The organism is Amycolatopsis sp. WAC 04182, from assembly GCF_003947465.1.
GTDB lineage: Bacteria > Actinomycetota > Actinomycetes > Mycobacteriales > Pseudonocardiaceae > Amycolatopsis.
The window spans coordinates 1-758 of the sequence record NZ_QHJJ01000033.1 but is presented as its reverse complement, the minus strand read 5'-3'; the positions used below and the strand labels follow the sequence as shown (position 1 = coordinate 758).

Sequence of the window (758 nt, the reverse complement as noted above, 5' to 3'; positions counted from 1 at the left end):
GTTCCGAGGCGACGTCATAACCGCCGCCGCTGCCGTCGGGCTTCATCCACAGCGCCACGTACTCGATCTTCAAGCCGCGCCGCGACAGCTCGGCCTTCGCGTGCGAGACGGGCTTGCCCGTGAGCTTGACGCCCGCCACGCCGTCGGCCGCCACGCCGATTGTGCTCGGCGCCCGCGCGGCGTACCGTTCGCCGGGCCTGGCCGGGCGTCCGATCCCGAAAATGACCTTGCCCTTGTACCCGGTCGGCATGGAGACGGTGCCGCACCAGACCGACGCGCAGGTCTCGCCGCCGCGGACGGTCACGCCGGTCCCCGACGGGAACTCCCCCGGGGTGGCCGGGCCGAACAACATGCCCGCGTACTCGGGCGCGACGGGGATCTTCTGCACCGTGGCGTCCAGGCCGGCGGCCCTGAACGCCTCGGTGTAGATCGCCGCGTCCGCCTCGGGGTCGGTGATGACGACGTCGATGAAATCGTCGCCGGTCTTGAGCGTGACGGCGGCGTTGGCGTACTCGGTGGCCGGGCCGCCGAGCGGGAGCATGACGGCGAGCACGGCGGCCAGCCCGGCCGCCACCACCCCCAGCAGGAACATCCTGCGCGGCGCGCGGCGGCGCGGGCTCCTGACGGGCCCGCGCTCCTCGGCCGTGATCGACTCCATGAGCGCCCGCGCCCCCGCGCCGGACGCCCGCCCCACCGGCTCCCCCGCCAGTACGCCCTCACGCACACGGGCGAGCTCGGCGATGTCCACAAAGGGCGCC

The 758-nt window shown here is 74.0% G+C and carries 1 protein-coding gene; it reads right to left on the bottom strand.

Annotated elements, in window-relative coordinates; genetic code table 11:
• Positions 1-758: hypothetical protein (locus DMH01_RS42870; RefSeq protein WP_158633302.1), on the bottom strand; the 758-nt coding region annotated here is incomplete at both ends.